We start from the raw sequence: 25,760 nt of genomic DNA, 5'->3' as shown, positions 1-25,760 counted from the left end.
CTTACAGAATATTTGCCGGTTTTTCGAGAATTTCTTGAGAGCCAATCCAATCGACGGATTTGGCGTCATCGACTCGAATGTTGTTGATGATGGCAAGAGCGATGCTAAATGCTGCAATGCCGAGCAGGACAATCCAATTTAAGGACTTGAGGTAGGCGAGAGTGTCTTTCTTGATTTTCTGAATGAATTCTTTCATGTTGTTCAATATACAAAAATAAATGATTCTTTATTTGTGGCTTTTCTCCTTCTCGCCATCCTGAACGAATGTGATGGATCCAGTTAAATTGGATAATAGAAAAAAGCCCTGCTAAAGCAGGGCCTTTGACATTAGTTGCTCTGTGTGCCGAGCGGTCTTTTTAGTGAATACCGGCGCCGTCAGCGACGTCGCAGGTCACAGCCTTGCCGTTCACTTCGAGAGCGATTTCGCCGCAGAACACAGCGCCACCCTTTGCAGTGAGAGCAATCTTTTCGAAGTCCTTCACCTTGAGTTCGCGCGGTTCGCTCGGAGCTACACCCTTGAACAAGGCGCGGTCACCCGGTTTTGCATCTTCAGGGACGCTTACGAGTCTGCAGGTGTGCGTTTCTGCATCGAGGTCACCTGCAAAGAGCATACCCTGGCTCATGATGCCACGGAGGGCATTTGGCTTCAAGTTTGCGAACAAGAGAATCTTGCGATCCTTGAGTTCTTCGGCCTTGTAGCTGCTCTTGAGGCCACTGCAGATGGTACGCGGTTCGCCTTCGCCTGCGTCAACCTTGAGAACGTACAAACTATTTGCATCCGGATGGTCGGCAACTTCGACAATCTGTGCCACGCGGAGGTCCATTGCTGCCGGAACATCAGCTGCCATGAGCGGCTTGTTCTGCTTCGGCTTGGCCTGCTGTTGTGGCTGCTTCTTGACATCTTCTTCGATACGCGGGAAGAGCGGCTTGCCTTCACCGAACTGTTCGCCACCCTTGAGAATGCCCCATACGAGGTCGTTCTGGTCGGTGAACTTGCTGCCAATCATGGCGAGACCTTCTTCGCTCTTGCCCGGGATGACCGGCCAGAGCATGCTCAAAGAAAGGCGCACGGCTTCAGCAGAAACATAAAGCACGGTGGCGAGTTCGTCCTTGGCGTTCGGATCCTTAGCGAGCTTCCACGGAGCCTTGATTTCGAGGTAGCGGTTCACGCTGCGAACAAGCGTCATGATTTCTTCGACGACCTGAGAAAGCTTGACTTGCGGAATCCATTCCATCACGTTCGTGCGGACGCGGTTTGCGATGGTGATGATTTCATTGGCTGCATCATCGAGTGCGGTCGGAGCCGGGAGCTTGCCTTCGAAGTTCGTGAGAACCAAACGGTGTACACGGTTCAAAACGTTGCCGAGGTCGTTAGCGAGGTCGCTGTTGATGCGGCGGATAAAGCCTTCGTGCGTGAAGTTGGCGTCTTGACCGACGACCATTTCGCGAGCGAGGAAGTAGCGGAAAGCATCAATGCCGTACTTTTCCATGTAGTCCATCGGATTCACGACGTTACCTGCGGACTTACTCATCTTTTCGCCACCGTTCACGAGCCACCAGCCGTGGGCGAGGATGTGCTGCGGAAGCGGAATGTCGAGCGCCATGAGCATGGTCGGCCAATAGACGCTATGAGTCGTCAAAATGTCCTTGCCGATGAGGTGGTAAGTGGCAGGCCAAATCGGCGTGCCGTCGGCATAAGTCTTGTGGAAGGCGGTCGAGGCGCTTACGTAGTTGAGCAAAGCGTCGAACCAAACGTAAGTCACGTAGTCCGGGTCGAACGGGAGCGGAATGCCCCAGCTGAGACGCATCTTCGGACGGCTGATGCAAAGGTCGTTGAGCGGCTGACGGAGAAATCCGCGAATTTCGTTCCAGCGGTAGTCCGGCACAATCCAGTCCTTGTGGCTTTCCAAGAAGTCAATCAACTTCTGCTGGTAAGAACCCATCTTGAAGAAGTAGTTCTTTTCTTTGAGCCATTCCACTGGGCGGTGGCTGATCGGGTCGCACTTGTTTTCGTCGAGTTCGTCTTCGCTGAAGAAGCGTTCTTCGCCGACGGAGTACCAACCTTCGTATTCCTTGGAGTAAATTTCACCCTTGTCCCAGAGCTTCTGCAGACATTCCTGCACGTAAGCCTTGTGTTCAGGCATCGTGGTGCGGATGAAAAAATCATTGCTGATTCCCATCTTTTTCCAGAGGTCTTCGAAGCGGTGGTAGTATTCGTCTACATGTTCCTGCGGAGTCACGCCACGCTTTGCGGCGGCGCGCTGCACCTTTTGACCGTGTTCGTCGGTACCGGTCAAGAAGAATGTCTGGTAGCCGATGATCTTATGGAAGCGGGTGAGAATATCTGCAAGAACGGTGGTGTAGGAATGCCCAATATGCGGGGCATCATTTACATAGTAAATCGGAGTGGTAACGTAAAAATTTTTCATGGCTACAAATATAGAAAATAGACGATAGATGGGGAGTCTTTGCGAACACGAAGTTCGCGGCAATGTCATATAAACGTGTCTTTTTTGCATCTCTAATAACTAATGACTATTAACTAGTAACTCAATTTGCTTATATTATTGCTATAAAACCGGAGGTACTTATGTCTTTTATTGATTTGGCTAGAAATCGTTTTAGTTGCCGTGCATTTGCAGAACGTGCCGTGGAACCCGAAAAAGTTATGATGGTGCTTGAGGCGGGACGTATTGCACCGACAGCTGTAAATGGCCAACCGGTGATTGTCAAGGTCTTGGAATCGCCTGAAGCTCTCAAAAAAATCCGTGGTATCACGCGCATGGCGTATAACGCTCCTGTGGTGCTTATGGTCTGCTACGACGACAATAAGGTCTACACTCCGACGACCTACATGGACAACTTCAAAAGTGGCATTATGGATTCTAGCATTATCGCAACGTCGATGATGATGCAGGCAACCGATCTTGGGCTTGCAACGCTCTGGGCTCGCGGTTTCAATGCTGCTCACATTGAACACGAATTCGGGTTCCCTGAAAATATCAAGCTCGCGTGCCTTTTGGATATTGGCTATGCTGATCCTGTGAATGGTGTTCCTTCACCGCGCCATGATTTACGCAAGCCGATGAATGAGTTTGCCGAAGAAATGTAACGAGACGCGTCGTTTCGCTTTTTGTGGAGTATGAATAAGCTAAAGCTCCTGTTGCCTTTCGAGGGGATTTTATCGTGTTTTTTCTAAAATCATAAAAAAGAAAAATTGCCTATTTTAGGTTGCCTAATTTAGGCAATTTCTAGAATGATCCTTAAAATCCAGAAATAGCAAGATGGCGTCAGAAAACATTACAATTTGATTTAAATAACAATCTTAAATCATTTTGTGAATATTTATCTTTAATTATATGCGGTTTTGCTGCTTAGTTACACTGTTTTTAACCTTTTGTTCTCTTTGCTTTGCGAAAACTGAAAACGACGATTCCGTGTTTGTTTCGCCTGCAAAACTGGATTCCATTGTTGCTGGCCGAAATTTAGTGTATCAGTCGCTTAAAAAAGGTGATAGTAATGGTGCTTTGGATGCTGCCGCTTCGTTAAGGGCGATGTCTCCGGTCCCTGAATTCGCTTTAGATGATTTGGAACTCATGGAAATCTACTTGATGACGGATCAATTTGATTCTGCCATTGTGATGTGGGGACGAATTTACAGTTCTGTCTTGGAGGAGGTTCGCTATTCTTATGTTAGCGATTCGTTGTTGGCGCATTTAAACGGGAACTATAACTTTCTTATTGATAAAACTTTCAAAGCCGATTCAAATAAAGTTAAATCTCTTTTTGATCGTGCAATAAAAAACATTGTTTCTCGTGAAAATCGTGATTTAGCGCTAATTATAAAGGATGTAGTTCCTGAATACTCTCTAAACAGTAAGTTTAGTGCGACTCATTATTATGGTTGCAATCGAGATGATGATTGCGGTAAGGTGGATGCTTACACGAATCGGAAATCCGGGATGTATGTTCGAGTTGTTGGAGGGTATTTAGAGTGCAATTTAGATACGACTCGTCTAGATTCTGTTATTTTGCAATTGAAAAAATTCAAGAGCGATTATCCAGAATCTGAATTTATTCCTTGGATTCAAAAATTATTGGAATGGCGGATTTCTCAGCGCAAATCTATTGTGCATCGTTCGAACTATTACAGTGAACGGATATATACCGGTGGTATAGGTATTGAAGTATGGGGCTCTGTTCGCTCTATACTTGTTGGTGTGCCGATACAGTTTGGAAGGGTTGTTTTTGATTTTTTATTAGGCGGGATTTATCATTATGGGGGAACCTTTATAGCGACTGCAGGGGTTGATGTTTTTGAAACAGATCGATTTAAGATTGTGCCTTTTGTTGGTGGAATAGATCCCTTGGTTGCTGGAGTCCAGCTTGAATATCGTCCGTGGATTTTCCCTTGTGACGCACATGGGCTTGGTGAATATGTCTCATTTAAATTCAGGTATATGGCGATGTATGGAAAAGTAGAATCCAAGAATGAGGGGAAGAAAAAAGAATTTCATAATGGTTTCTTTATAGGTGCGGGCTTCCATCTTTGGTAGTATGCTGATGTTTCCCTTTTTTTCTACATTTGCCCTTGTAAAACTTAAAAAAGGATAGAATCATGCGTGATCAATTCGAAAGCCCGCTTATCAAGCGTTATGCCAGCAAGGAAATGAGTTTCATCTTCAGCCCGCAGTACAAGTTCCAGACTTGGCGCAAGCTGTGGATTTATCTCGCCGAATCCGAAATGGAACTCGGCCTCCCGATTACGCAGGAGCAAGTCGATGAACTGAAGGCCCACGAAAAGGACATTAACTTCGAAGTTGCCGAAGAAGAAGAAAAGCGCCGCCGTCACGATGTGATGAGCCACGTTTATGCTTACGGCGTTCAGTGCCCGAAGGCCAAGGGCATCATCCACCTCGGTGCAACGTCTGCTTTCGTGGGCGACAACACCGACCTTATCCAGATGCAGCAGGCTATGATCCTCGTGCGCAAGCGTCTTTGTCGCGTGATGGACAAGCTTTCCAAGTTTGCCATGGAATACAAGGACATGGCTCAGCTCGGTGCAACACACTTCCAGGCTGCCCAGCTCACGACCGTCGGCAAGCGCGCCTGCCTCTGGCTCCAGGACATGCTCATCGACCTTGAAGAATTGAACTTCCTCATCGAAGTGCTTCCGTTCCGCGGCGTGAAGGGCACGACCGGTACACAGGCTAGCTTCATGGACCTGTTCAATGGCGACGAAGAAAAGATCATGGAACTTGACCGCCGCGTGACTGCCAAGGCTGGCTTCAAGCGCGTGCTTACCATCACCGGTCAGACCTACACCCGTAAGTGGGACAACCGTGTGAACCAGGTGCTCAGCTCCATTGCTCAGTCTCTGCACAAGTTCGCTACCGACATGCGCCTCATGCAGGGCGTGAAGGAAGTCGAAGAACCGTTCGAAAAGACTCAGATTGGTTCCAGCGCCATGGCTTACAAGCGTAACCCGATGCGTAGCGAACGTATTTGCTCCCTCGCTCGTTTCGTGATGGCCCAGGTGAACAGCACCGCCTTCACGCAGGCAACGCAGTGGTTCGAACGTACGCTCGATGACAGCGCCAACAAGCGCCTCGCCATTCCGGAAGCATTCCTCGCTATGGACGCCATGCTCATCATCGCAGAAAATGTTACCAACGGCCTCGTCGTTTATCCGAAGGTCATCGAAAAGCGCATCATGGCTGAACTCCCGTTCATGGCAACTGAAAACATCATCATGGAAGGCGTGAAGAATGGCGGCGACCGTCAGGAACTCCACGAAGAAATCCGCGTGATGTCCATGGAAGCTGGCAAGGTCGTGAAGGAACAGGGCAAGGACAATGACTTGCTCGAACGCGTCTTGAAGAACGAAAAGTTCCAGAAGCTCGGCATTACTGAAGAAAAGCTCAAGGAAATCCTCGACCTCCGCAAGTTTGTGGGTCGCGCTCCGGGACAGGTTGTGAAGTTCGTGACCGAAGAAGTTCGTCCGGCTATTGAAGCCGTGAAGGACTGGGCTAATATCGACGCCGGCGAACTTAAGGTTTAATTTGCCTTATTGCCGTCGCGATACGGCATCACCGCGACTCTCGACGTACGACTTGTACGCCTTCGGTCGCGGATTCTTTGTCTCGCTAGGCACTAAGACAAATTGATTGTTATTAATACGATTTTGATGGCAAAAAAAAAACGAGTCCTTTCGGGCTCGTTTTTTTTTGCACTGTAGGTAGATAAGTAGTTTACGGTTTGAATGGCGGAATGTAATCATCGCCTTCGTTGCTGCGACTATTTGTCTCCATATACCCTCCTTTTTCCTTTTGTTGCTTCAAATATATTTAGTATGGCGATATTTTCTGTGTGAATTATATCACGGTGTGATTTTGTTCACGTTAAAAGCCTTTTGAGAAATATGGGATAAATAGGCTAAGGTACGTTTTTTTTGTTCTTTTTTGCCCCTAAAAGGTTATTTTATGCTTATGGAGAAAATTGATTTATCACAATGGACGATGTTCAGCAATCGTCACAATTCCGAGAACTACAATAGTCCGGATGGCAAATGGATGCTGAAATTGGGTTTTCCGGGGTTTTGCTCGACGAAGGAGGAATTGCTCCGCGAGCAGGATATTTGCCGGAAAGTGGTTTCACTTGGAATCCCAACGCCGCATGTGGGCGATATTGTCGAACAGGACGGTCGTTTGGGCCTGATTTATGAACGCATCGTGGGGAAACGCTCGATTTCGAAATGTGTGGGCGAAAATCCCGAACATCTTGAGGAATACATCAAGGTTTTTGCAGAGCATTGCAAAAAGCTGCATTCTACGTCGTGCATTCCTGGCACGTTCCAAGATGCGGAGGAAAAGTATTCGCGATTGCTCGAACAATCCAAGATGTTCCCTGAGAACGTCAAGGAATTTGCGCGTAACCTCATCAAGGAAACGCCAAAGGTTTCTCGTTGCGTCCATGGTGACATGCAGACGGGCAACTTAATAGTCAATGACAATGGCGCGTACTTTATCGATTTGGGTGAATTTGCTTGCGGCAACCCGCTTTATGATTTGGGGTGCTATTATTATTTCTGCCATTATTTGCCGGATGATTTTCTTTTGGCGACGCATTACATGAATGCGGCGATGATGCGCAAGTGCTGGGACGTGTTTGCGAAGTATTACTTTGGTGCAGATACTCCGGAAAAATTGGCGGCGGTGGATACTCGCGTCAAGCCGTATGTATTGTTCCCGATTCTCGATTTTGAGCATTTGATGGCCGAAGATGCAAATTTAAAATACCTGGAAATGAATTTCCAGGTAGCTAAAAAGGACTTGGGATTGTAAGCGAATTTATTCGTCAATTCCGTAGAGCCGGTTGTGCGCGAGGCAATCGGCTAATTTTTTGTATTCTATGACAAAAGCTTCGTGGGCGGGGGAGTCGCCGAGCACTTTGTAGAGGGCACTGGAGAGCGTTCCGCGTTCGAGCATTTTTTCCATGAAGCTCTGCGAGACTTCGGTGAGGTCGTTTTTCACGACGTTGTAGATGTGCTTCCAGATGTCGCCGGCGGTAACTGCGGAATCCATGCCAAATACGGAGAGGTATTCTTGCCAATCGATTTGGGCGTTTTCGGCGTCCTTCGTGGTTTTGGTGAGGAGTTCGGCGAGGCGTGTCGTGTCGAAGTTACGCAAGAATTCGCGGTATTCCTTGAGCGTGTGCGGCACGGAATTTGCGGCGGATGCGTTTTCGCGAGATGCCGCGAATTTGCCATTCACAATGGCCTTGAGTGTTGCGATTTCAAGCTCGACGATGGCGATGTCTGCATTCGGGCATTCCTGAATATCGACAAGGCGAATTTCTATGGCTCCGCGGTCAAAGCGGGCGATGGCACCACGGCTGTTCAAGAAGAAATGATTGAGCAAGTGTTCGGTATCGTACGGAGCGATAGCCTTCTTGACTTTATCAAAAATCATCTTGTTGTATTCGTCGTAGCTGTAAGCCTGTTCCGGGATGACTTGGCCTGTGATTTCAGGGACCTTGTCTTGGTTGTGGCGATAAACTTCGATGCGGGCGTCGCGGTAGCCGGTGTATTTGCCGTCGAGATACGGGCTGCTGGCGGCAATGGCGGGGATTAGCGGCAAAAGCAGGCGGATGGCCGCATGGAGTTCGCCAAATTCTTCGTCACCGTCAAAGGAAAGGTTCAGGTGCGTGCTTTGCAGGTTTGCCCAGCCGTGGCCTTTGCAGTTGAAAATGCGGTCGTAAGTCTGGTAAATGTCGAGGCAATCGTACGGCCAAAGTTGCATTTCTGCCGGGTCCATGAAGGGGTGGCAGGCGCTCGGCAAAAGCATGGCGTTGATCTTTTCGAGTTTCTTGTTTGCGCGGCGAATCTCGTGGAAGAATCGCTTGCCAAGTCCGTCAAATGTGGACTTGGGATGAGCGCATTTGAATTCCAACACATGGCTTACAAGTTCGTTCGAAAGTCCGATATCATCGTATTCAATGTCCGAAAGCTGATTGCCGTCTTTATCTTTTCCGAGCGGGACATCGGCGCGAGGCAGCACGTTGAGCGTGTCGCGATCGACAATCATGAATTCCATTTCAACGCCGAAGCGTTCCCAAAGTTTGTAATTGCTCATGATTGACCCCTATAAAAACATATCCCTTTCGTGTTGGAGTACTTTTTGTTGTGCTGCGTTTTGGCGGTCTTCGATGCGGTGGCGCAGGCTTCTCATGATGGCGAGATAAATCTTCTTTTTGCCAACTTGGTCTTCGATACCGTGGTCGATACTCGGGTTGTCATTCACTTCAATCACAACCGGATGACCGTTGATTTCCTTGAGGTCCACGCCGTAAAGGCCGTTGCCAATAAGGCTTGCGACGCGGAGCGCCGTTTTCACGATACCGTGGGGGACGCTTTCAATCGGCAGGCAATCCCACTTGCCGCAGACCTCGTTCTTGTCCTTGCTATCCCAGTTGTAGATTTGCCAGTGGTCCTTCGCCATGTAGTATTTGCAGGCAAAGAGCGGTTTTCCGTCAAGAATGCCGATTCTCCAGTCAAATTCCGTGGGCGTAAATTCTTGAGCGATGAGCAAGTCGCTGTGTTCGAACATCGTGTCGAGAATCTTTTCGAGTTCTTCCTTGTTGTTCGCCTTTTTGACGCCCATGCTGAAGCTGGAATCAGGCGTCTTGATGACCATCGGGAATCCGATTTCCTTGGCGAGCGTATGGCGGTTTTCGCTGTGGGCGATAATCGTCTTCGGAGCCGGAATCTTGCCGACCGTCATCAATTCTTGCAAATAAACTTTATTTGAACAACGTAAAATGCTGTCGGGATCGTCAATGACGGCGATGCCTTCGCTCTGGGCGCGGCGTGCAAATGCGTATGTGTGGTGGTTGACGTTTGTCGTTTCACGAATGAAGATGGCATCAAATTCACCGACGCGGTGGTAGTCCGTCTTGGTAATCATTTCCACGCGGAAACCGGTATCTTGCGCGGCTTCGATAAAGAGCTGGATGGCTTCCTTGTTGCTCGGCGGTTCCACTTCTTCAGGATTCGTTAAAATGCCGAGGTCATACACGTAGTCTTCCGTCTTGGGGGAGACATAGCGGTCTTTCTGGAAATATTCAATGGCAAACTGGTCCACCATTTCTTTGTGCGTTTCAGGAATTTCGTCAACGCTAATCGGGCGGATAGACTGGATGAACCATTTTTGCTTGAAGACAAATTTTGCACGCAGGAGTGGTGCCTGGAAAACGCGGTAAAGTGCCTGCGAAAGTTCTAGGTATTGCGCGCTGACGTTTTGCCCAAAGTAAATGGAAAGCACGAATTCCGTGCCCGTCAGCTTGTGCAGGCTCTTCTGGATCAGTTCATCGATTTCATCGCTGATGATTTTCACGACTGCCGGGGCTTTGAAGTCGCGGATGTTCTTGACGTTCGGGATGACCTTGTGTCCACGCGCTTCGGCAAGCAGGCTTACGTAATAGCCCTTGCTCTGGTAGCTGTAGTCCTTGCACAAGTTGAAAACGCGAACGTTTTTTTGTGTTGTAAATTCTGGATTAGTAAGGTAGTCTTTTGCCGAGACAATTTCGGCTTCGGGAATGTGAAACTTCCAATTCTTTGGCGTGTTCACGACAATTATTTTTTTCATAATGTTTGCACGTGCGGCGTCTTCATGGCGAAGTTGCGTCGTGCGTGCCAAAAACCTCTTTGCTTTTTGACCTTATAAAGATAGCTCAATATTTCAAGAATTGTAAAGTAAGGCGTGGAAAAGGTTAAAATAAAACATATAAAAAGAGGGTGTTACGACCGTTAAGTCCCTAAAAACGCTGTTTTTTACGAAAAAAATTGTATCTTATTTTATATGCGTATGCGAATTTGTCTTTTATTTGTTTTGCTGTTGAATGTTATTGTTTTTGCAAATGACTGTAACATTCGTCTGTTACCCGCTTTTACCGATTCTCCTGAAAAACAGACTTTGGCAAATGTTAGAGATTCTTTATTATCTGCCTTGCAGGCTCAGGATTCGAGTGAAGTTTTCCGATATGTTTCTGTACTGAAAAATTCTGGTTATGGCGAACGTGCTTTGGACAATTATGAACTTATACAAATTTATTTTTGGATGAATCAGTATGATTCGACTCTAGTTACTCTGGTAAGAGAACATTACCATTTTATTAATAAAAGTTATGAGGGTGTTTGGGATTGTAGTGCTGATGCTCCATTTTCAGCATTTGAGGATGAATTATTGGATTCTTTGCGGGTAAGAGCCAATTTGCAGAGACAGTTAAAGCTCATATTTGAAGGTTCGGCTAAGCAGGAATATAGGGATTTCGCCAATTTGTTGATTGTTATATTGAAAGATCTGGGCTATAACAATACACGTATGCAGTATTATGGCTTGGATAATGAGATAAAAAGAAATTCTATTCAACAAAGCCGTTTTCGCGGGTATGGCAGGGGTAATGGTTCTTCTGATAAAAATGATACTCTTTCTTTTGATTCCTTGAAAGAAAAATTGATCGCATTCCAAAACAAATATCCTGAATCAGAATTTAATCTCTGGATAAATCTCTGGATAACGCAACAACTGGAGCAGATTGAAGCTTCTCGTGATTATGAGTATGAACGTAAGTATTATTACAAAGAATTTTACTATACAGGTGGTATAGGTGGAGAATTTTTCCATGCTATCGGTAGTGGGTATCAAATAAATGGAGTCGTTCAAATTCAAAGATTTATTTTGGGGTTTGGTTATTGGAAACATGATAATCTTTGTAATGGGTATGTTGTTTATATGGGTTTAGAAGCTTATGAGTCTAGGTATATTAAGACATTCCCATTTGTAATGACTGTGGTTAATAAATTTGAGCATAACCCTTTGGGTGGTGGCTTGCAATTTGAATTCAGACCCTGGATTTCTGAGTTGGGACGTGAAGTGCCGATTGGTTCGTATTTGACTATAAACGTAAGGTATGAATTATTGTATGGTAGTGAGTATATTAACCGGCAAGATGAAGAAACAAAAAAGAAGCTTAGGAACCTTTTTCATCTCGGCGTAGGCTTCCATATCTGGTAAATGTTTTTGGGGAGTGTTTATGAGAATTTGTCTTTTATTCGTTTTGCTGCTGAATGTTTTAGCTTTTGCGGGGACGCCTTTACAAGAAGAAAAGGCCGCTCGGAGAGCATTTATCGAAAAGCTTGATGATGCGAAGAAAAAGTTTCTTGCCGACACCCGAGATTCTTTGCTGGCAAGCCTCCAAGCAAACGATGTCGAATCGACTATGCGTTATGTCAAGGGCTTAACGGATTCAGCTTATGGCGATTATGCACTGGACAAATACGAACTCTTGCAGATTTATTTTTTGACGAACCAGTTGGATTCGGCGATTGTCACGCTTGTTCGAGATTATGATGAACACATGTACTCTCATCGAGATGGGTACCATCTTTCTTATTACAAAAAACAATGGTATTCTGCATTCGACGACAAGCTAATCGAATTTCTTGATGCGAATATGGATTTGACAAATCGGGACGTTCTTCAGGAACAGTTGAATCGCATTTCGAATTCGGATATAAGCCAAGAATTCAAGGATTTGGCTGAATTGATGAAAATGGAGTTTTCGCGTAATGTTATCAAAAATAAGTCTGTCGCTTGTTTTGCGGAAGAGGTAAAAAAAGGAAGAATGTCTGACTTATGTGCTCAAAGAGATGAAATTTATCAAATGCGTTATGGCGTTTGGAAGGATGATTTCGTTGATAAGGATTCTGTTTATTACGATTCGTTGTTTTCCATGTTTGCTAGTTTCCAAAATAATTATCCCGATTCGGAGTTTAGAAGTTGGGCTATAAAGCACAGACATTTGGCAAATCAAACCCGTAAAAGAGATTTTAGACGTCAGCATTACTATTTGGATCGTTTATATACTGGAGGCATCGGCGGAGAATTTTTTATCAGTCCGTCAAATTCCGATTGTGAATTGAATATTGTTCTTCAATATAAACGTTTTATTTTAACGGCTAATCATGGGCAGGATCCTGATTTTCTGGATGGTTGGAATGTCTTGCTTGGAGTAGATGTTTTTGAAAATAAATTGTTCAAGATAGTTCCGTTTGTGGGGGGATACAATACTTGGATGGCGGGCTTGCAATTTGAATTTAGACCATGGATCTCTGAAATGGGACATGATGCTCCAATAGGGGGCTATTTATCTCTTAAGGCGAAGTATGTGTTTAAATATGGTGAAAATGGTGGTGAAGCCGATGATTATAAAAAACATTCTAAGCATAGATTCTATCTCGGTGTAGGCTTCCATTTTTGGTAATTTTTCTACATTTCCCTCTATGCTTACCATTTCGGAATTCCTTCAAGAAAATTCGTTCCCTGCGATTTCGCTTTTTGAAAATGCTGATAACGAGGCCATTCACGTCAATGGCGCGTCGGTTCCGCTTGCCTCGATGATGGTCGCGAACCGCTTCTTGAAAAGTCCGCAGAACATTCTAGTGATTGCGAAGGATTACCGCAGTGCCGAAGTCTGGGTCGAGAATCTCGAAAGCATGGTGGGCGAGGAGTTTGTTCGTTTTTTCCCGTCGCTCGGCTTGAAACCTTACGAAATCAAGGTGCCGTTTGAGGGCGTGCTTGAAGAACGCTTGAAGTTCTTCCGCGATGTTTCGCATACCGAAAAGCCTTTTGTTGTTGTTTGTCCGCTCGATGCGTTCTTGATGAAACTCCCGGAACCGGGTGATATTATGCGCCAGGTGCGTACGCTTCGCGTGGGCGACCAACTGGAACCTTCGTCTTTGCGCCCGTGGTTTCTTGATCACGGTTTTACGGAACAGCCGATGGTGAGCGGCGTGGGCGAGTTTTCTATTCGCGGTTGCATTGTCGATGTGAACTGCTTGCTTTATCCGCACCCGATCCGTATTGAATTTTACGGCGACGAAATTGAGTCCATTCGCGCGTTTGATATTTTCTCGCAGCGTTCACTGGAGCAGATGACGCATATTGAATTTTTCCCGATGGGTGAATTTACGGTACCTGAATCGGTGATGGCGGGTGAGGAATGTTCTGTAGAATCGCTTTGGTGGCATCGTCCGAATCACCAGCGTTTGGTGGCAAGTCTCTTGGATTACATGCCGCGTGCATCGCTTGTCTTTGAAGAACTTTCGTTGCTTTCGGAAACGGCTTCGAAGATGTATGGTGCGTTCCGAGGCGCTTATGATGAAGCTCGTGTGACTGATGCAGGAATTGCAGCCCCTGCGGATATTTGGTTCAAAATTGGCGAACTTTCGCGTTTGTTCGTAGGCCGTGCGTCGCTAGATATGACTCGTGTCAAGGTGGATGACGGCAACTGGCATGAGATGCACATGCGTTCGCAAGATTTTACCTCGAACGGTACGGATGCGGTTGCCAAAGAAATTGAAGAATTTTACGACAAGGGCGGTCGTGTCTATGTGATGGCCCAAACGCTTGGCGGCGTGAACCGCTTGCGTGAAATTTTTGATGGCTTGCCGGTCGAAGATTATTTTATCGGAAACTTGAGCGAAGGCTTTTGGCTCGAAGACGATAATGTGGCGTTTCTCACGGAATCAAGAATTTTAAATCGTCATGCAAATAAGGCTCGCAAGCACAAGATTGCGGGCTCGGTGACGAATGCGTTGATGGTGGAATCGCTGAATCGCGGTGACCTGGTGGCGCACGAAGACCACGGTATTGGTCGCTACTTGGGGCTTGTCCGTGTAGAAGTCAACGGTGGTATGGTCGACTGCGCGTTGCTCGAATACGATGGCGGCGACCGTTTGAAGTTCCCTGTATCGGACTTGCAGAAGATTGAACGCCTCGACCGCTCGGACGATGTGGAAACCAAGCTCGACCGCCTCGGCAGCAAGACTTGGGAAAACATCAAGAAACGCGTCAAGGAAAAAGTCATCAAGATTGCGCGTGACCTTGTGGAACTTTATGCGAAACGCGAACTCGTCGAAGGCTTTGGATTCCCGCCTGATGGCAACATGCAAAAAGAATTCGAGGAATCGTTCGAATACGATCCGACGCCAGACCAGCTCCGTGCTACGGCCGACATCAAACGCGATATGGAAAGCCGCCGCCCGATGGACCGCTTGATTTGCGGTGACGTGGGCTTTGGAAAGACCGAAGTTGCGATGCGTGCAGCGTTCAAGTGCGTTGCTTCGAACAAGCAGGTTGCGATTCTCGTGCCGACGACGATTCTTGCGGCACAGCATTACGAAAACTTTTGCGAACGCTTTGCCGCTTATCCGGTCAACATCGCCTTGATGAACCGCTACAAGAGCGCGAAGGAAAAGAAGGAAATTTTCAAGCAAATTGCAGACGGTTCCGTGAACATTGTGATTGGAACGCATGCGCTTTTGTCGAATAAGGGTGAGTTCAAAGACCTCGGACTTTTGATTATTGATGAAGAGCAAAAGTTCGGCGTGAAGCAAAAAGAAAAATTGCGCCAGCTTCGCCTTGCCGTCGATACGCTCAGCATGAGTGCAACGCCGATTCCGCGCTCGCTGCATTTGAGCATGACGGGCGTTCGCGACATTTCGCTTATTAATACGCCGCCCATTAACCGCTTGCCGGTCGAAACGAAGCTGATGCAGCGCGATGACGAAGTTTTGAAAAATGCGATTCTCGATGAACTCGCTCGTGGCGGTCAGGTGTTCGTGGTGAACGATCGTGTGCAGACGATTACAAAGCTTGCCGAAGATATCGAAGCAATGGCTCCCGAAGCGAAGGTCGCTGTGGCTCACGGCCAGATGGAAGACCACGAACTTGAACGTGTGATGGATGCCTTCCTTTCGCGCAAGTTCGATATTCTTGTGAGTACAAGCATTATTGAATCTGGCTTGGATGTTCCGAACGCGAACACGATTATCATCATGAACGCGCACCACTTTGGCATTAGCCAGCTTTACCAGATGCGTGGCCGTGTGGGCCGCAGTAGCGTCTTGGCCAAGGCGTTCCTCGTCATTCCGCAACGTGGTGAAATCTCGCAGGAATCCATGCGACGCCTCAAGGCTTTGGAGCAGTTTACTGATCTCGGCAGTGGTTATCAGCTTGCTATGCGCGACCTTGAAATTCGTGGGGCGGGCAACTTGCTCGGTCAGGAACAACATGGCTTTATTGCCGAAGTCGGCTTTGAAACGTATGTGCGCTTGGTGCGCGAAGCGGTTGAAATGCTTCGCGGCGGCGCTCTCGAAAAGCCAATACAACCGCGTGTGGAAATCGGTGTGGATGCTTACCTTCCCGAAGATTATGTGGAAGACGGCCTCACGAGAATTTCGCTGTACCAGCGTATTGCCCGAATCACGTCGCAGGCGGATGTGCAGAACATCGAAAGCGAATTGCAAGACCGCTTTGGCCCTGTGCCGACACCGGCAAAGATGCTTTTACTCGTGACCGAACTTGGACTTTTGGCAGGTCGTTTGCGCATCCAGGGACTTGCGCTCCGTAAGGGTGTCATTGTCGCTACATTTGCAGAAACGCCGTCGCCAGACCCGCGCGTGCTGGGCGAAATCAGCAGCCTTTGCACTTGTGGTATGCGTTACTTGGGAATGTCTCCGTTGCAGGCCGTGTTCGAAGTCGGGCGCGGGACTCCTGTGGAAATGGCAAAAAAGACGCTCGACGTGTTCCGAGCGTTTGCAAGTATTCAAGTTCAGGCGGCGACCGTCAGGTCAGCGGATCCGTTACTCACGGCACTTGGCGTAGGCGCACCGAACTGATTCTAGACGATTTTCGAGGGCTTCAACAAGTTTTTCGGGTTCCAAGAAAGATTCATCGGCATCGGTTTCAAAGAACACTCGTTCTTGAGGTATATGCGGAATGGCTGCCGCAGTTGTTTTTTTGCGGAAGCTGTCTTCGTGCAACGAAAAGAGCGAACCGTAGGGTAGGGCTTTTTTTACAAAATTAGCATCTCCGCCAAAACGGTGGAATATGGGGCGTGGTGCTTCTTGAATTCGCGGCAGCACGTGTAAATCACCCACTTCGTGACCTTGTGAAATGTCTTGCGGAAAGCCTGCATCTATCAAAAGATTTAGTACCCGCATATAGTCCCCGACACAATGAATTTGCAAATCCCGTTTGAGTTCTAGGGCTAGTTTGGCTTGCTTTAAGAAAATCTTGTCTTGGGTACCATTGTCGTAGCCCGGATATCGCTTGTCGATACCCGCTTCGCCGACCATGGCATGTTCGTCTTCTTGTAGTTGTTTTTGCAATTTTGCAAACATTTCGTCGTTTGCTTGCATCGCTATCATTGGGTGGATGCCGTAAGCCGCCTTAAAAGGTTTGATTTCTGTCGAAAATTCCTTTTTTAGCTGAGCGACTTCTTCCCATTCCCATGGTTCGCATGCAATCGCAATAAAGTCATAATTCTTATTACAAAGCAGCTGCGTCAACTGCTTTGGATGGGGTAGTCGTGCTAAATGAATGTGAAAATCGAACATAAAATCCCCCTACATTCATAAAATACAAAGAAATAATCGAATTTCAAAATTATTTGCTTGTTTTTTGGTGCAAAAAAGCCTAGTTTAAGTTTGTTGGTGCGCCAACCCAAGTTTTTTGAACATCTCATTAAAGGAGTCGCTATGCGCGATTTACTCGAAAAAGCTCTGAATAAAGGTTTGACTGTCTGCTTTACATCCGAAAATGGCTTTGATGTCATTCGAATTTCATCCGGTAACGAAGTCGTTGCAAGTTGCAGCCTTGGATCGAATAGCTTCCGTGCTTCGGTCGAAGAATCTCTCCAGGCGCTTTTGCTCGACTTGGAACGCAAGGGCTTCTAGTGGCTTTGCCGCAGTTGTTTGTCGGCTGTAGACAGTAAACTGTAATTGCAAAAAAAATCCTGCGATGAACTCGCAGGATTTTTTTTAGTAAAAAATATTTAAGCTTTTTTTTGTGAACAACAAAGCCCCAGTTATTAAACTGGGGCGGTTGTGAGAGCGAGGCGAAGACGGAGTCTTGTATCGCTCAAGAGCCGAGCGGTCTCCTTAGTTTATTCTACCAATCAAGTTGCCAGAGAGCATATAGTCTTTAGATGCACCGTAGCTGTGGAAGCCAGCGGAGAGCGAGAAGCGGTCCGTGAGAGCCTTTTCAAGATAAAGTGCTCCGAGAACATCCTTGACATGCTTTGTCTTACTGCCGATAAAGTCGCTGTGGTTATGACGGTTGTGAACGAATTCAGCTTCGAGAATAACGCGATCGACCGTCTTGAAGTTCAATTCGACACCACCCGTGAGCGGGGCAACGAGGTCGTTAGACATATCCATGAGGGCGACTTCACCGAATACAGTGAGGAAGTCCGGGATAATCGGTGCGCGGACCTTCAAAGAAGCATTGTGGATAATGTCGATGTCGCTATCGTGAACCTTGTCGAAAATGTTGCTGCGGTAGCCGAGCTGGATATCGAACATTTCGAGGCTCGGGAGATCGTGGAAGTTGAACACGAGGCGGAGGTCACCCTTGTTCAGATAAGTTGCCTTGCTGATGAAGGAAAGGGCGATGTCAATGTTTTCGTTCGGAGCAAATCCGAATTCAAACTGGTTTTCCGGATCCTGTGTGGAGAGGAAGCCGTTCATGTAACCATCGATGTAGCCACCGAAGTAGTCACCATTCTTGTCCGTGTTGTCCCAACGACCGAGCTTGAAGCTGAAGCGACCCTTGCTCTGGTAAGCCCATGCTTCGTCGAGAGAAAAGTAGTCTTCTGCAGAGCCCAAGTTGTGATTGTCGCTATCGGTCTTCAAATCACCGGGGTAGAAGGCGAGAGCAAGCTTGCCTTTGAAGTCTTCTGTTTCGGCGAGGATTGCGAAGTTAGCTTGGCCGCTCCATTTTTCGAGGTTGTTGGAATTGTCATCGTCTTCAGATGTCCAGAATACCTTGCCTGCTTCGAGTTCAAAGTCTGCGTTGATGTCGAAGTTGATTTCGTTAACGGTGAAGACCGCATTTTCGATCATCTTCTTTTTCTTACGGTTTTCTGTGGTTGCCGGTTCAGCGGCTGCAACTTCTGCTGCCGGAGCTTCAGCAACCGGAGCTGCTACAGGTGCCGGTTCTACAACGGGGGCTGGTGCGACCGGAGCCTTGACTTCGGCGACCGGAGCGGGTTCTGCCTTCGGAGCTTCAGTCGGTGCGATTGCCGGAATAACAGGTTCTGCAGCCTTAGCTTCGACTGCGGCGGTAGCTTCGGCCTTAGTGGCTTCTGCCTTAGCTTCTGTAGCCTTGACGGTTTCTTGAGCCTTGGTTGCGGCAGCCTTTGCATCGGCGGTTGCTGCGGCTTTGGCGTCTACAGCAGCTGCTTTTGCGTCAGTTGCAGTTGCCTTTGCGTCTGCAACAGCGGCCTTAGCGGCTTCCGGAGCCTTTGCTGCTTCCTTAGTCTTGGCTGCGGCGTCTGCCTTTGTTGCTTCGACAGCCTGAGTAGCATCGGCCTTGGCCTTTTCGACTTTAGCCTTCTTCTTGGCTGTGACGGCCTTAGCCTTAGTTACTGCAGCCTTAGCTTCTACAGCCGGCTTTTCAGTTGCTGCCTTTACATCTTCTGCCGATGGAGCGGCAAAAACGGATGCTGCAAGTAAGCAACTAGCAAGAAACATTTTCTTCATTTGAGATCTCCTTGATGTTAAACTCATGTTTAAATACTCATTTAAATGTTAGTAAAATTAACATAATCTTTTTTTTACTACATATAATGTCCCCATTAATCTAATTTAAATATCCAAAAGAGGTGGTTGTTTTGAAAAAAATCTTGTTGGTGATGTTGGTTCTATTTACGGCGAGCGCGTTCGCCCAAATGAAATTGGATGTCTATAAGAAAATTAATGGTGAAATAGACGAAAGGCGGTCGCTCGGTTACCTTACGTCTTCGGATGCTATCAAGGAACTCCCGATTCCGAAAGACCGTATTGAACACGAAAGTTTTGTGGATGTGCAAGAAAAAGTTCGTGGTGCAAACGGAAAAATGCAAACGGTCACCAAGAAACAACGTGTTGTAACGTACGAAGAAGTGGAACCGAAGGCTCCGCCTCGTTATGTTCCGGTGAACTGCAAGTTTGGTGATGTTTGGGTAAAGCGTTCGGAACTGGATCGCTTTATGCAGGAATATGCGGACTTGAGCGGCGAATACGTTTCTGAAACAGGACGTGTTGTGTTGAAGAGTTCTCCGAGCAATGCAAATCGTTTTAACATCATCGTGCAGAATGGCAAGGATGACGATGTTGCCGAAATCGAGATGGGAAACCTCGAAAAGAAAAATATTAATGGCCATGCCCGCTTTGTTTATAAGGAAGAAGGCTGCGCTGTTGGTGTAGATGTGTTTAATCGCGTCGTCCGCGTGGCCCAGCGTGGTTGTGAAGATTACAATGTCGGTGGTTATACACTTGCTGGCAATTATCCTACGTTCCGCGGAAACAATCGAATTGTCGAAACGTTTAATTTGGATTCATACAGCTTTTCTTTCCCCAAATACTTGTGGTGCGCAAGTGGGTTCGATACTTGTGAACCCCTTAAGGATGAACACGGAATCGTGAACATCACGTGGAGCAAGGATGGACATGGGACTGTAGAACGCCGTGCGGGGAATTCTGTGCATACTTATCGCGCTATGGAACGCGTGATTCCGCACAAACGCGATTTCTACAATGGTGAAAAGCCGATTGCTATTAAAACGAAGCGTACGGACATGAGCGGTGAGTGGATGAATTGGTATTTTTATCCGAGAGCGGGGCGTTTCAAGATGATGCGTTCCGGTCAACGTCACGATGCCGCTTACATGGAAATTTACGAACCCGTCAAAGAAGATGATTAAATCGATTGAGCAGAGTCGCATTTTGTTTTTGGATTCGGGGCCGCTGGTACGACTCCTCCAGATGCATCCGGATTATTATCCGATTGTTTCAGACGTATTGGACGGCGTTTACGAGAATAACGTGCAGGTCTTGGTTTCTTCTGTGACGTTGTTTGAAATTTGCAAGAAAGCGTATGGCGCCAATGATGGCGTTTTGGCGCGCCAGTACCGCGAATTCTTTGAAAAGTCTGCGAATGTGCGCCTTTGCGAAGTGAATGCTGACGTTTCACTTAAGGCGGCGGAACTTTTTGCGGCTGCGTCCCGCACAAATCACAAGTTGACAGAAGGGGAGGCTTTGCGCCTTGCAACTGCGTTTGTGAATGGCGCTGATTGCATCCTTACGGAATGTGCAAATTTCCGTGATGCAACGGACGCGCTCGTCGTTACGCTCGATGAAATTTAAGTTAGAGCAATTATTTTTGCTGAGCCCGTTCGTATTCTAGCTTTTTTTGTTCGTATTCTTTTTTCTTTTGCTCGTAATCTTCGAGCCCCGCTTTGACTCTGTCTTGGTATTGTAGATAGTAGGGAATGTAGTCTATCATATCTATGTTGCCGTCCTCGTCAAATTCAATAAGATATTTGTCGTTGACAACAAACGTGGGTTCGACAATCTTAAATGGGTTAAACCAAAAAATTGTAGTCATTTCTTCTGGGTTTATGGAGCGGATGCTGATTTCGCTGAGTGCATTTGCTTCTGGGCTGCCTGCTTCGGCACTGTAAAAAGCCGGGTAGCGGATATCTCGCTTGATAATATTCCATGCGCCCATTCTCGATTTTGCCGTTTTGGGGACGGCGTAGCGTAACTTGAATTTCTCGCTTTGTATAGTCGCGTCATAGGTGCGAGTCCGTTTATTAAACGCGCCTGTCTGGTGAATTTCGTCAATTCTTGCCCAAGCGCCGGGCTTTATATATAAAGTTTTTTTGAATTGGAATATTGCGTCGTCCGTTGCAAGGTCTGCTTTAAGTTTGTTGTAAGCTTCGATGACTTTTTCATCACTTGCCAAAACGTATTGGACGTTGTCGGGGACTTTTTGGTACTTGATGTTTGCTGGACGATAGTTGTTTGCCTTTCCGATAATTTCACCACCGGGAATGAGCTTGTAGTCGGATTGTGGCTTAGGTGGAGCGGACGCACAACCGATAAGAAAACTTGCTACGCAAATAAATGTAAAAAATTTAGTGAATTTCATTTTTCTCGATCTTATAAGTGAGTTTGTCCTAATTTACAAATTTTTAGTGTGAAAAACCAATTTAAGTTGGATTTTTGCTACACTCTAATTTCAATAGCGTACAAGGCTATGAAGCGAAAAAAATGGATTTTCGGTGTAGCATATTTACTGTAGCGGTCGCCAAAAGTGTCTAATTACTTTCTATTTCCTGCTTCCTACTTCCTACTTTTTCTATCTTTTCCGCGTAAAATTTATTGGAGTTTAACATGTCTAATTACTGTCCTGTTATTGGTCTCGAAATCCATTGCCAGCTCGCCACTAAGACAAAGATGTTCTGTGGCTGCGAAATTGAAGTGAACACAAGCCCGAACAAGCACGTTTGCCCTGTTTGCCTCGGTATGCCGGGTGCAATGCCGGTGCCGAACAAGAAGGCTGTGGAATACGCCATTCGCTTGGGCCTCGCTCTCAACTGCGAAATCGATTTGAACGCCATGTGGACTCGTAAGAACTACTTCTACCCGGACCTTCCGAAGGGTTACCAGATTACGCAGACGGGTGGACTTCCGGTGTATGACCATCCGATTTGCAAGAACGGTTGGCTCGAAATTGTGAAGGCCGACGGCACCAAGAAGCGCGTGGGCATTACCCGTATCCACATGGAAGAAGACGCCGGTAAGCTTATCCACGACATGAGCCCGTCCCAGAGCCATTTCGATGCAAACCGCTGTGGTACGCCACTTTGCGAAATCGTGACTGAACCGGATATCCGTAGCCCGGAAGAAGCCGTGCTCGTCTTGAAAAAGATTAAGCAGACGCTCGAATACACGCGCGTTTCTAACGCCAACATGGAAAACGGCAACATGCGCTGCGACGGTAACATTTCCCTTCGTGCATCTGAAGACGCTCCATTCGGCATCCGTGCTGAAATCAAGAACTTGAACAGCTTCACGAACCTTGAAAAGGCTCTCTACTGCGAAATGAACCTCCAGGCATCGACGCTCGATGCAGGCAAGGAAGTCGAACAGTGCACCAAGCGTTATGATCCCAACGCCGACAAGACGATTGTGATCCGCTCTAAGGAAGACGCACACGACTACAAGTACTTCCCGGAACCGGATATGGTCCGCCTCGTGACCGACCCGGCATTTGTCGAAGAAATCCGCCGCACCCTTCCGGAACTGCCGGATGCACGCCGCGAACGCTTCATGAAGGACTTCGGTGTTTCTGAATACGATGCCCAGGTGCTGACTGAAGACCGCGATGTGAGCGAATGGTACGACACCGCCGCCAAGAACTGCAAGAACGGCAAGGTGCTTGCTAACTGGGTCATCACGGAACTCCTCGCCAAGATGAAGGACCTTGAAGGTGGTCTCTCCGCTCTCAAGATCAAGCCGGAACAGCTCTGCGCTCTCGTGAACCTCATTGCAGACAACACCATCAACGGTAAGATTGCAAAGACCGTGTTCGCCGAAATGTTCGAAACGGGCAAGGATCCGGAAACGATTGTGAAGGAAAAGGGCCTTGTGCAGGTCACCGACACAGCCGCTATCGAAGCCGTGGTTCGCGAAGTCTGCGCTGCCAACGCTGCTCAGTTCGCTGAATTCAAGGCTGGTAAGGTTGCACTCAAGGGCTTCCTCGTGGGCATGACCATGCGCAAGTCCGGCGGCAAGGCAAACCCGGGCCTCGTGAACCAGATCCTCGACAAACTCGCTAAGGAAGGCTAGTTTAGACGAGAGACGAAAGAGTGTTTTTTTCGAATTCGAGAAAGCGTCATTGCGAGCCCAAGGTCACTGAGCGTAGTCGAAGTGGGGGCGTGGCAATCCACGGCAGTTTGTTGCTCGTGGTTTTGTTCGCACTCTTTCTCGTGTTCCCGACCTCAGCCTCTGCAAAGATGGACCGCTCGGATAGTTCTTACGTCAGCACGTTGAACATGACCGAAGAGCAAAAAGAAAAGGTCTATGGCGTAGATTCCTCGACTCTTGCTAAAGGCCCGACTTTGCAGGAACTCAACGAAGAAAATCCGACTTACGTCAAGCGCGAATACGACCACAAACAGCAGGTGGTTGTGGGTAGCGTAATCATGTTCTGCGTTGCCCTCGCGATGGTCCTGATGAACAATTACAATCCCAAAAGGTAGATAGGTATTAGGTGTTAGGTATTAGGCAAAGAATCGCAGCTTCGCTGCACAAAACAAACGCACAATGAGCGTAATTCTTTTTCGAAACCAGTAACTTAAAACCTATAACCTAAAACCTACAACCTAAAAAACTAATTATGAATTACACAGACGAAGCAAAACAGAATTTCAATGACCTCTCCAAGAACCCGTATCCGGGCCGTGGCATCGTGCTTGGCACAAGCGCCGATGGCAAGTCATACGTGCAGGTTTACTGGATCATGGGTCGCAGCGTGAACAGCCGCAACCGTGTGTTTGAAATCGAAGCCGATACTGGTTTTATGAAGACCAAGGCTTTCGACGAATCCAAGCTCACGGACCCGCATCTCATCATTTATTATCCGGCTCGCCATACGAAGGACGTGCAGATCATCACGAACGGCGACCAGACGGACACGATTTACAACGCCATTAAGCTCGGTGGCACGTTCGAAAGCGCTCTCCGCACTCGTCAGTACGAAGACGATGCTCCGAACTTCACGCCGCGTATTTCCGGCATTCACTACAAGAATGCAGAACCGGCAATCTATAAGCTCTCCATCCTCAAGAGCCGCAACAACAGCGAAGACGCTGGCTGCGAACGCATGACGTTTGAATTCGAAAAGGCTCTCCCGGGTCTTGGCCATTTCATCAGCACGTACGAAACCGATGGCAAGCCGATCCCGTCTTTCAATGGTTTCCCGAAGCTCATGCCGATTTTCAACACTGCTGAAGAAACGCTCAAGGCTTACTGGGACGCTCTCAACGCTGACAACAAGGTCTCCTTGATGGTCAAGTGGATTGATCGCGAAACCTTCGAAGCCAAGACAATTATCGTGAATAAGAATAAGTAGAGTTTAGAACTTAGAGCTTAGACGAAATGTCAGCCTGAGCTGTCATCCTGAGCGAAGTCGAAGGATCCAGTAAAATTATTCGCAAGAAATAATTGGATTCTGCTCCTTCGAACCTAAGAATTGTAAAGCAACAAGTTGCTAACAATTCTATATCGTCCTAACGGACTCAGAATGACGTTGCTCTACCGACTAAGTTCTACCAACTTCTTTTAGAATTATACGGAAAAAGCGAGCTTATGGCTCGCTTTTTCGATATCCGCAATGTGGATTTTGTTAGTCCATCAAGCAACGGAGATATGTTTCCTGGTGCTTGTAGATGTGTTCTAGCTTAACGGGCTTTTTGGAATAAGTGTTGAAGCAAATCATGTAGTTTTGATTTGATGCTTCTTCGCTAGCTGTTTGCAAACATGGGAATGACTCGTATTTTTCGTTTGCGATGGTTAAAGAAAAACCATAATCGTCTGTTCCCTTATAGCCTGAATAATCCCATTCTGTCGAGAGCAACTTTCTGACTGGGCCTTGGTCCAGTAATGTTTGCCATTCGCTGGTTGAAGGTACGTGCCAACCTTTGGGGCAGATTCCTTGGCGTGGACCATGATAGGCCGAATCTGAGACTGATTCGGCAGCCCATTCATCTTCATAATTGCAGGGGAGCTGCATGGCGGTAATCCAGGAGTAGTAACGTCCGTATTTATTTATAACTTCATCGGGTTCTTGAGGCTGATCTTCCATTGGGCCACAGCTTTTGTCGTAATATTTATTGCTTATTCTTAAGTTTTCTGCCATCCAAATTTGATTGCCGACTTTTGCTGTCTTGTAAACTTGACCATCGCGTTCGTCGGTCAATGTGTTTGTTGTTGAATTGTAGTTTGCCGGAAATCCGTTGGAATTTGCGGATATTCCTTGAGAACTGTTAGAATTAGCCTTTGAATCGCTGCTTTCTATTGCGGAAGATGCAGGAACACCTGTTGCTGAGGAACTTGAAATTTGAGAATCTCCAGAGTTGTTTGTGCTTGGGCTCGTAGAAGAATCATCGCCACAAGCAGCCAAGGTGCAAGCAATTGCTAAACCATAGGCAAAAAAATTTACTTTCATTCTTTATCCTTTGTTATTTATGATAAGAATATAGAATTTGTAAAAAAAATGCAACATTTGTTAAAAAAAATGAAGCTGTTTTGAGTTTAGAACTGAGGAAAACGTCATCGCGAGTAAAGCGCGGCAATCTATCTAAGTTCT

The 25,760-nt window shown here is 47.1% G+C and carries 21 protein-coding genes; 13 read left to right on the top strand and 8 right to left on the bottom strand.

Features of this window, described 5'->3' with window-relative positions; all coding sequences use genetic code 11:
* Position 1: 1 nt before the first annotated feature.
* Positions 2 to 196 (bottom strand): hypothetical protein, encoded by a 195-nt coding sequence (locus tag BUA34_RS09875; protein WP_072828968.1) that lies wholly within the window; start codon positions 194 to 196, stop codon positions 2 to 4.
* Positions 197 to 356: 160 nt separating this feature from the next.
* Complete coding sequence (gene metG / locus BUA34_RS09870) at positions 357 to 2,429, bottom strand: methionine--tRNA ligase (protein ID WP_072828965.1); 2,073 nt, start codon at positions 2,427 to 2,429, stop codon at positions 357 to 359.
* Between the two features lie 161 nt (positions 2,430 to 2,590).
* On the opposite strand from metG, the gene BUA34_RS09865 reads away from it, so the two are divergent.
* The 4 genes from BUA34_RS09865 (at position 2,591) to BUA34_RS09850 (ending at position 7,343) form a co-directional block, all read left to right on the top strand.
* The gene (locus BUA34_RS09865; RefSeq protein ID WP_072828962.1) at positions 2,591 to 3,112 is read left to right on the top strand and encodes a nitroreductase family protein; all 522 of its coding nucleotides are present in this window, start codon (positions 2,591 to 2,593) and stop codon (positions 3,110 to 3,112) included.
* A gap of 325 nt (positions 3,113 to 3,437) precedes the next feature.
* Positions 3,438 to 4,556, top strand: a complete 1,119-nt coding sequence (locus BUA34_RS09860; RefSeq protein ID WP_072828960.1) for a hypothetical protein — start codon at positions 3,438 to 3,440, stop codon at positions 4,554 to 4,556.
* Positions 4,557 to 4,618: 62 nt separating this feature from the next.
* Positions 4,619 to 6,061 carry an adenylosuccinate lyase gene (gene purB / locus BUA34_RS09855; RefSeq protein WP_072828956.1) on the top strand — a complete coding sequence of 481 codons (1,443 nt, stop codon included), beginning with the start codon at positions 4,619 to 4,621 and terminating at the stop codon, positions 6,059 to 6,061.
* A 421-nt stretch (positions 6,062 to 6,482) separates the two neighbouring features.
* Entirely contained in the window at positions 6,483 to 7,343 is an 861-nt protein-coding gene (locus tag BUA34_RS09850) for a TIGR02172 family protein (protein ID WP_254794416.1), read from the top strand.
* A 6-nt stretch (positions 7,344 to 7,349) separates the two neighbouring features.
* Here BUA34_RS09850 and BUA34_RS09845 read toward each other — a convergent pair whose 3' ends face one another.
* Both BUA34_RS09845 and BUA34_RS09840 read right to left on the bottom strand, forming a co-directional pair.
* The gene (locus BUA34_RS09845; RefSeq protein ID WP_072828950.1) at positions 7,350 to 8,633 is read right to left on the bottom strand and encodes a glutamate-cysteine ligase family protein; all 1,284 of its coding nucleotides are present in this window, start codon (positions 8,631 to 8,633) and stop codon (positions 7,350 to 7,352) included.
* Positions 8,634 to 8,642: 9 nt separating this feature from the next.
* Positions 8,643 to 10,145 carry a RimK family protein gene (locus tag BUA34_RS09840; RefSeq protein WP_072829092.1) on the bottom strand — a complete coding sequence of 501 codons (1,503 nt, stop codon included), beginning with the start codon at positions 10,143 to 10,145 and terminating at the stop codon, positions 8,643 to 8,645.
* Between the two features lie 219 nt (positions 10,146 to 10,364).
* On the opposite strand from BUA34_RS09840, the gene BUA34_RS09835 reads away from it, so the two are divergent.
* Genes BUA34_RS09835 through mfd form a run of 3 tightly spaced genes read left to right on the top strand, consistent with a single transcriptional unit; the run spans position 10,365 to position 16,240 of the window.
* Entirely contained in the window at positions 10,365 to 11,573 is a 1,209-nt protein-coding gene (locus tag BUA34_RS09835; protein WP_139255923.1) for a hypothetical protein, read from the top strand.
* 19 nt (positions 11,574 to 11,592) lie between these two features.
* Positions 11,593 to 12,822, top strand: coding sequence for a hypothetical protein (locus BUA34_RS09830; RefSeq protein WP_072828944.1), 1,230 nt, complete (start codon positions 11,593 to 11,595; stop codon positions 12,820 to 12,822).
* Positions 12,823 to 12,841: 19 nt separating this feature from the next.
* Positions 12,842 to 16,240: a transcription-repair coupling factor gene (mfd, locus tag BUA34_RS09825; protein WP_072828941.1), complete on the top strand. Its 3,399-nt coding sequence runs from the start codon at positions 12,842 to 12,844 to the stop codon at positions 16,238 to 16,240.
* On the opposite strand, the gene BUA34_RS09820 is transcribed toward mfd, so the two are convergent.
* Positions 16,205 to 16,960 carry a TatD family hydrolase gene (locus BUA34_RS09820; protein WP_072828938.1) on the bottom strand — a complete coding sequence of 252 codons (756 nt, stop codon included), beginning with the start codon at positions 16,958 to 16,960 and terminating at the stop codon, positions 16,205 to 16,207. The two genes, mfd and BUA34_RS09820, sit on opposite strands and share 36 nt — an antisense overlap.
* Before the next feature lie 141 nt (positions 16,961 to 17,101).
* Between BUA34_RS09820 and BUA34_RS09815 the strand changes: the two genes are divergently transcribed.
* Entirely contained in the window at positions 17,102 to 17,299 is a 198-nt protein-coding gene (locus BUA34_RS09815; RefSeq protein WP_014544972.1) for a hypothetical protein, read from the top strand.
* Between the two features lie 204 nt (positions 17,300 to 17,503).
* On the opposite strand, the gene BUA34_RS09810 is transcribed toward BUA34_RS09815, so the two are convergent.
* Positions 17,504 to 19,105 (bottom strand): hypothetical protein, encoded by a 1,602-nt coding sequence (locus BUA34_RS09810; protein WP_072828935.1) that lies wholly within the window; start codon positions 19,103 to 19,105, stop codon positions 17,504 to 17,506.
* A gap of 131 nt (positions 19,106 to 19,236) precedes the next feature.
* Between BUA34_RS09810 and BUA34_RS09805 the strand changes: the two genes are divergently transcribed.
* Positions 19,237 to 20,307, top strand: a complete 1,071-nt coding sequence (locus tag BUA34_RS09805) for a hypothetical protein (RefSeq protein ID WP_072829089.1) — start codon at positions 19,237 to 19,239, stop codon at positions 20,305 to 20,307.
* The gene (locus tag BUA34_RS09800; RefSeq protein ID WP_072828931.1) at positions 20,300 to 20,749 is read left to right on the top strand and encodes a type II toxin-antitoxin system VapC family toxin; all 450 of its coding nucleotides are present in this window, start codon (positions 20,300 to 20,302) and stop codon (positions 20,747 to 20,749) included. Before BUA34_RS09805 ends, BUA34_RS09800 begins: the two co-directional genes overlap by 8 nt.
* A gap of 10 nt (positions 20,750 to 20,759) precedes the next feature.
* Here the strand turns inward: BUA34_RS09800 and BUA34_RS09795 are convergent, their stop codons facing one another.
* Entirely contained in the window at positions 20,760 to 21,536 is a 777-nt protein-coding gene (locus tag BUA34_RS09795; protein WP_072828929.1) for a hypothetical protein, read from the bottom strand.
* Positions 21,537 to 21,781: 245 nt separating this feature from the next.
* Here BUA34_RS09795 and gatB point away from each other — a divergent pair, with 245 nt between their 5' ends.
* The 3 genes from gatB (at position 21,782) to BUA34_RS09780 (ending at position 24,524) form a co-directional block, all read left to right on the top strand.
* Positions 21,782 to 23,239 carry an Asp-tRNA(Asn)/Glu-tRNA(Gln) amidotransferase subunit GatB gene (gene gatB / locus BUA34_RS09790; protein ID WP_072828926.1) on the top strand — a complete coding sequence of 486 codons (1,458 nt, stop codon included), beginning with the start codon at positions 21,782 to 21,784 and terminating at the stop codon, positions 23,237 to 23,239.
* A 20-nt stretch (positions 23,240 to 23,259) separates the two neighbouring features.
* Positions 23,260 to 23,652, top strand: coding sequence for a hypothetical protein (locus tag BUA34_RS09785; RefSeq protein WP_072828923.1), 393 nt, complete (start codon positions 23,260 to 23,262; stop codon positions 23,650 to 23,652).
* Between the two features lie 137 nt (positions 23,653 to 23,789).
* A complete protein-coding gene (locus BUA34_RS09780) occupies positions 23,790 to 24,524 on the top strand; it encodes an IMP cyclohydrolase (protein ID WP_072828921.1) in 735 nt (244 codons plus the stop codon).
* A gap of 273 nt (positions 24,525 to 24,797) precedes the next feature.
* On the opposite strand, the gene BUA34_RS09775 is transcribed toward BUA34_RS09780, so the two are convergent.
* Positions 24,798 to 25,619 carry an FISUMP domain-containing protein gene (locus BUA34_RS09775; RefSeq protein WP_072828919.1) on the bottom strand — a complete coding sequence of 274 codons (822 nt, stop codon included), beginning with the start codon at positions 25,617 to 25,619 and terminating at the stop codon, positions 24,798 to 24,800.
* Positions 25,620 to 25,760: the final 141 nt, after the last annotated feature.

The sequence above is a fragment of the Fibrobacter sp. UWB12 genome, from assembly GCF_900142485.1.
In the GTDB taxonomy this organism is placed as follows: Bacteria; Fibrobacterota; Fibrobacteria; order Fibrobacterales; family Fibrobacteraceae; genus Fibrobacter.
Note: the sequence above shows the minus strand (reverse complement) of the source record. Positions and strands in the feature narration are given on the sequence as shown.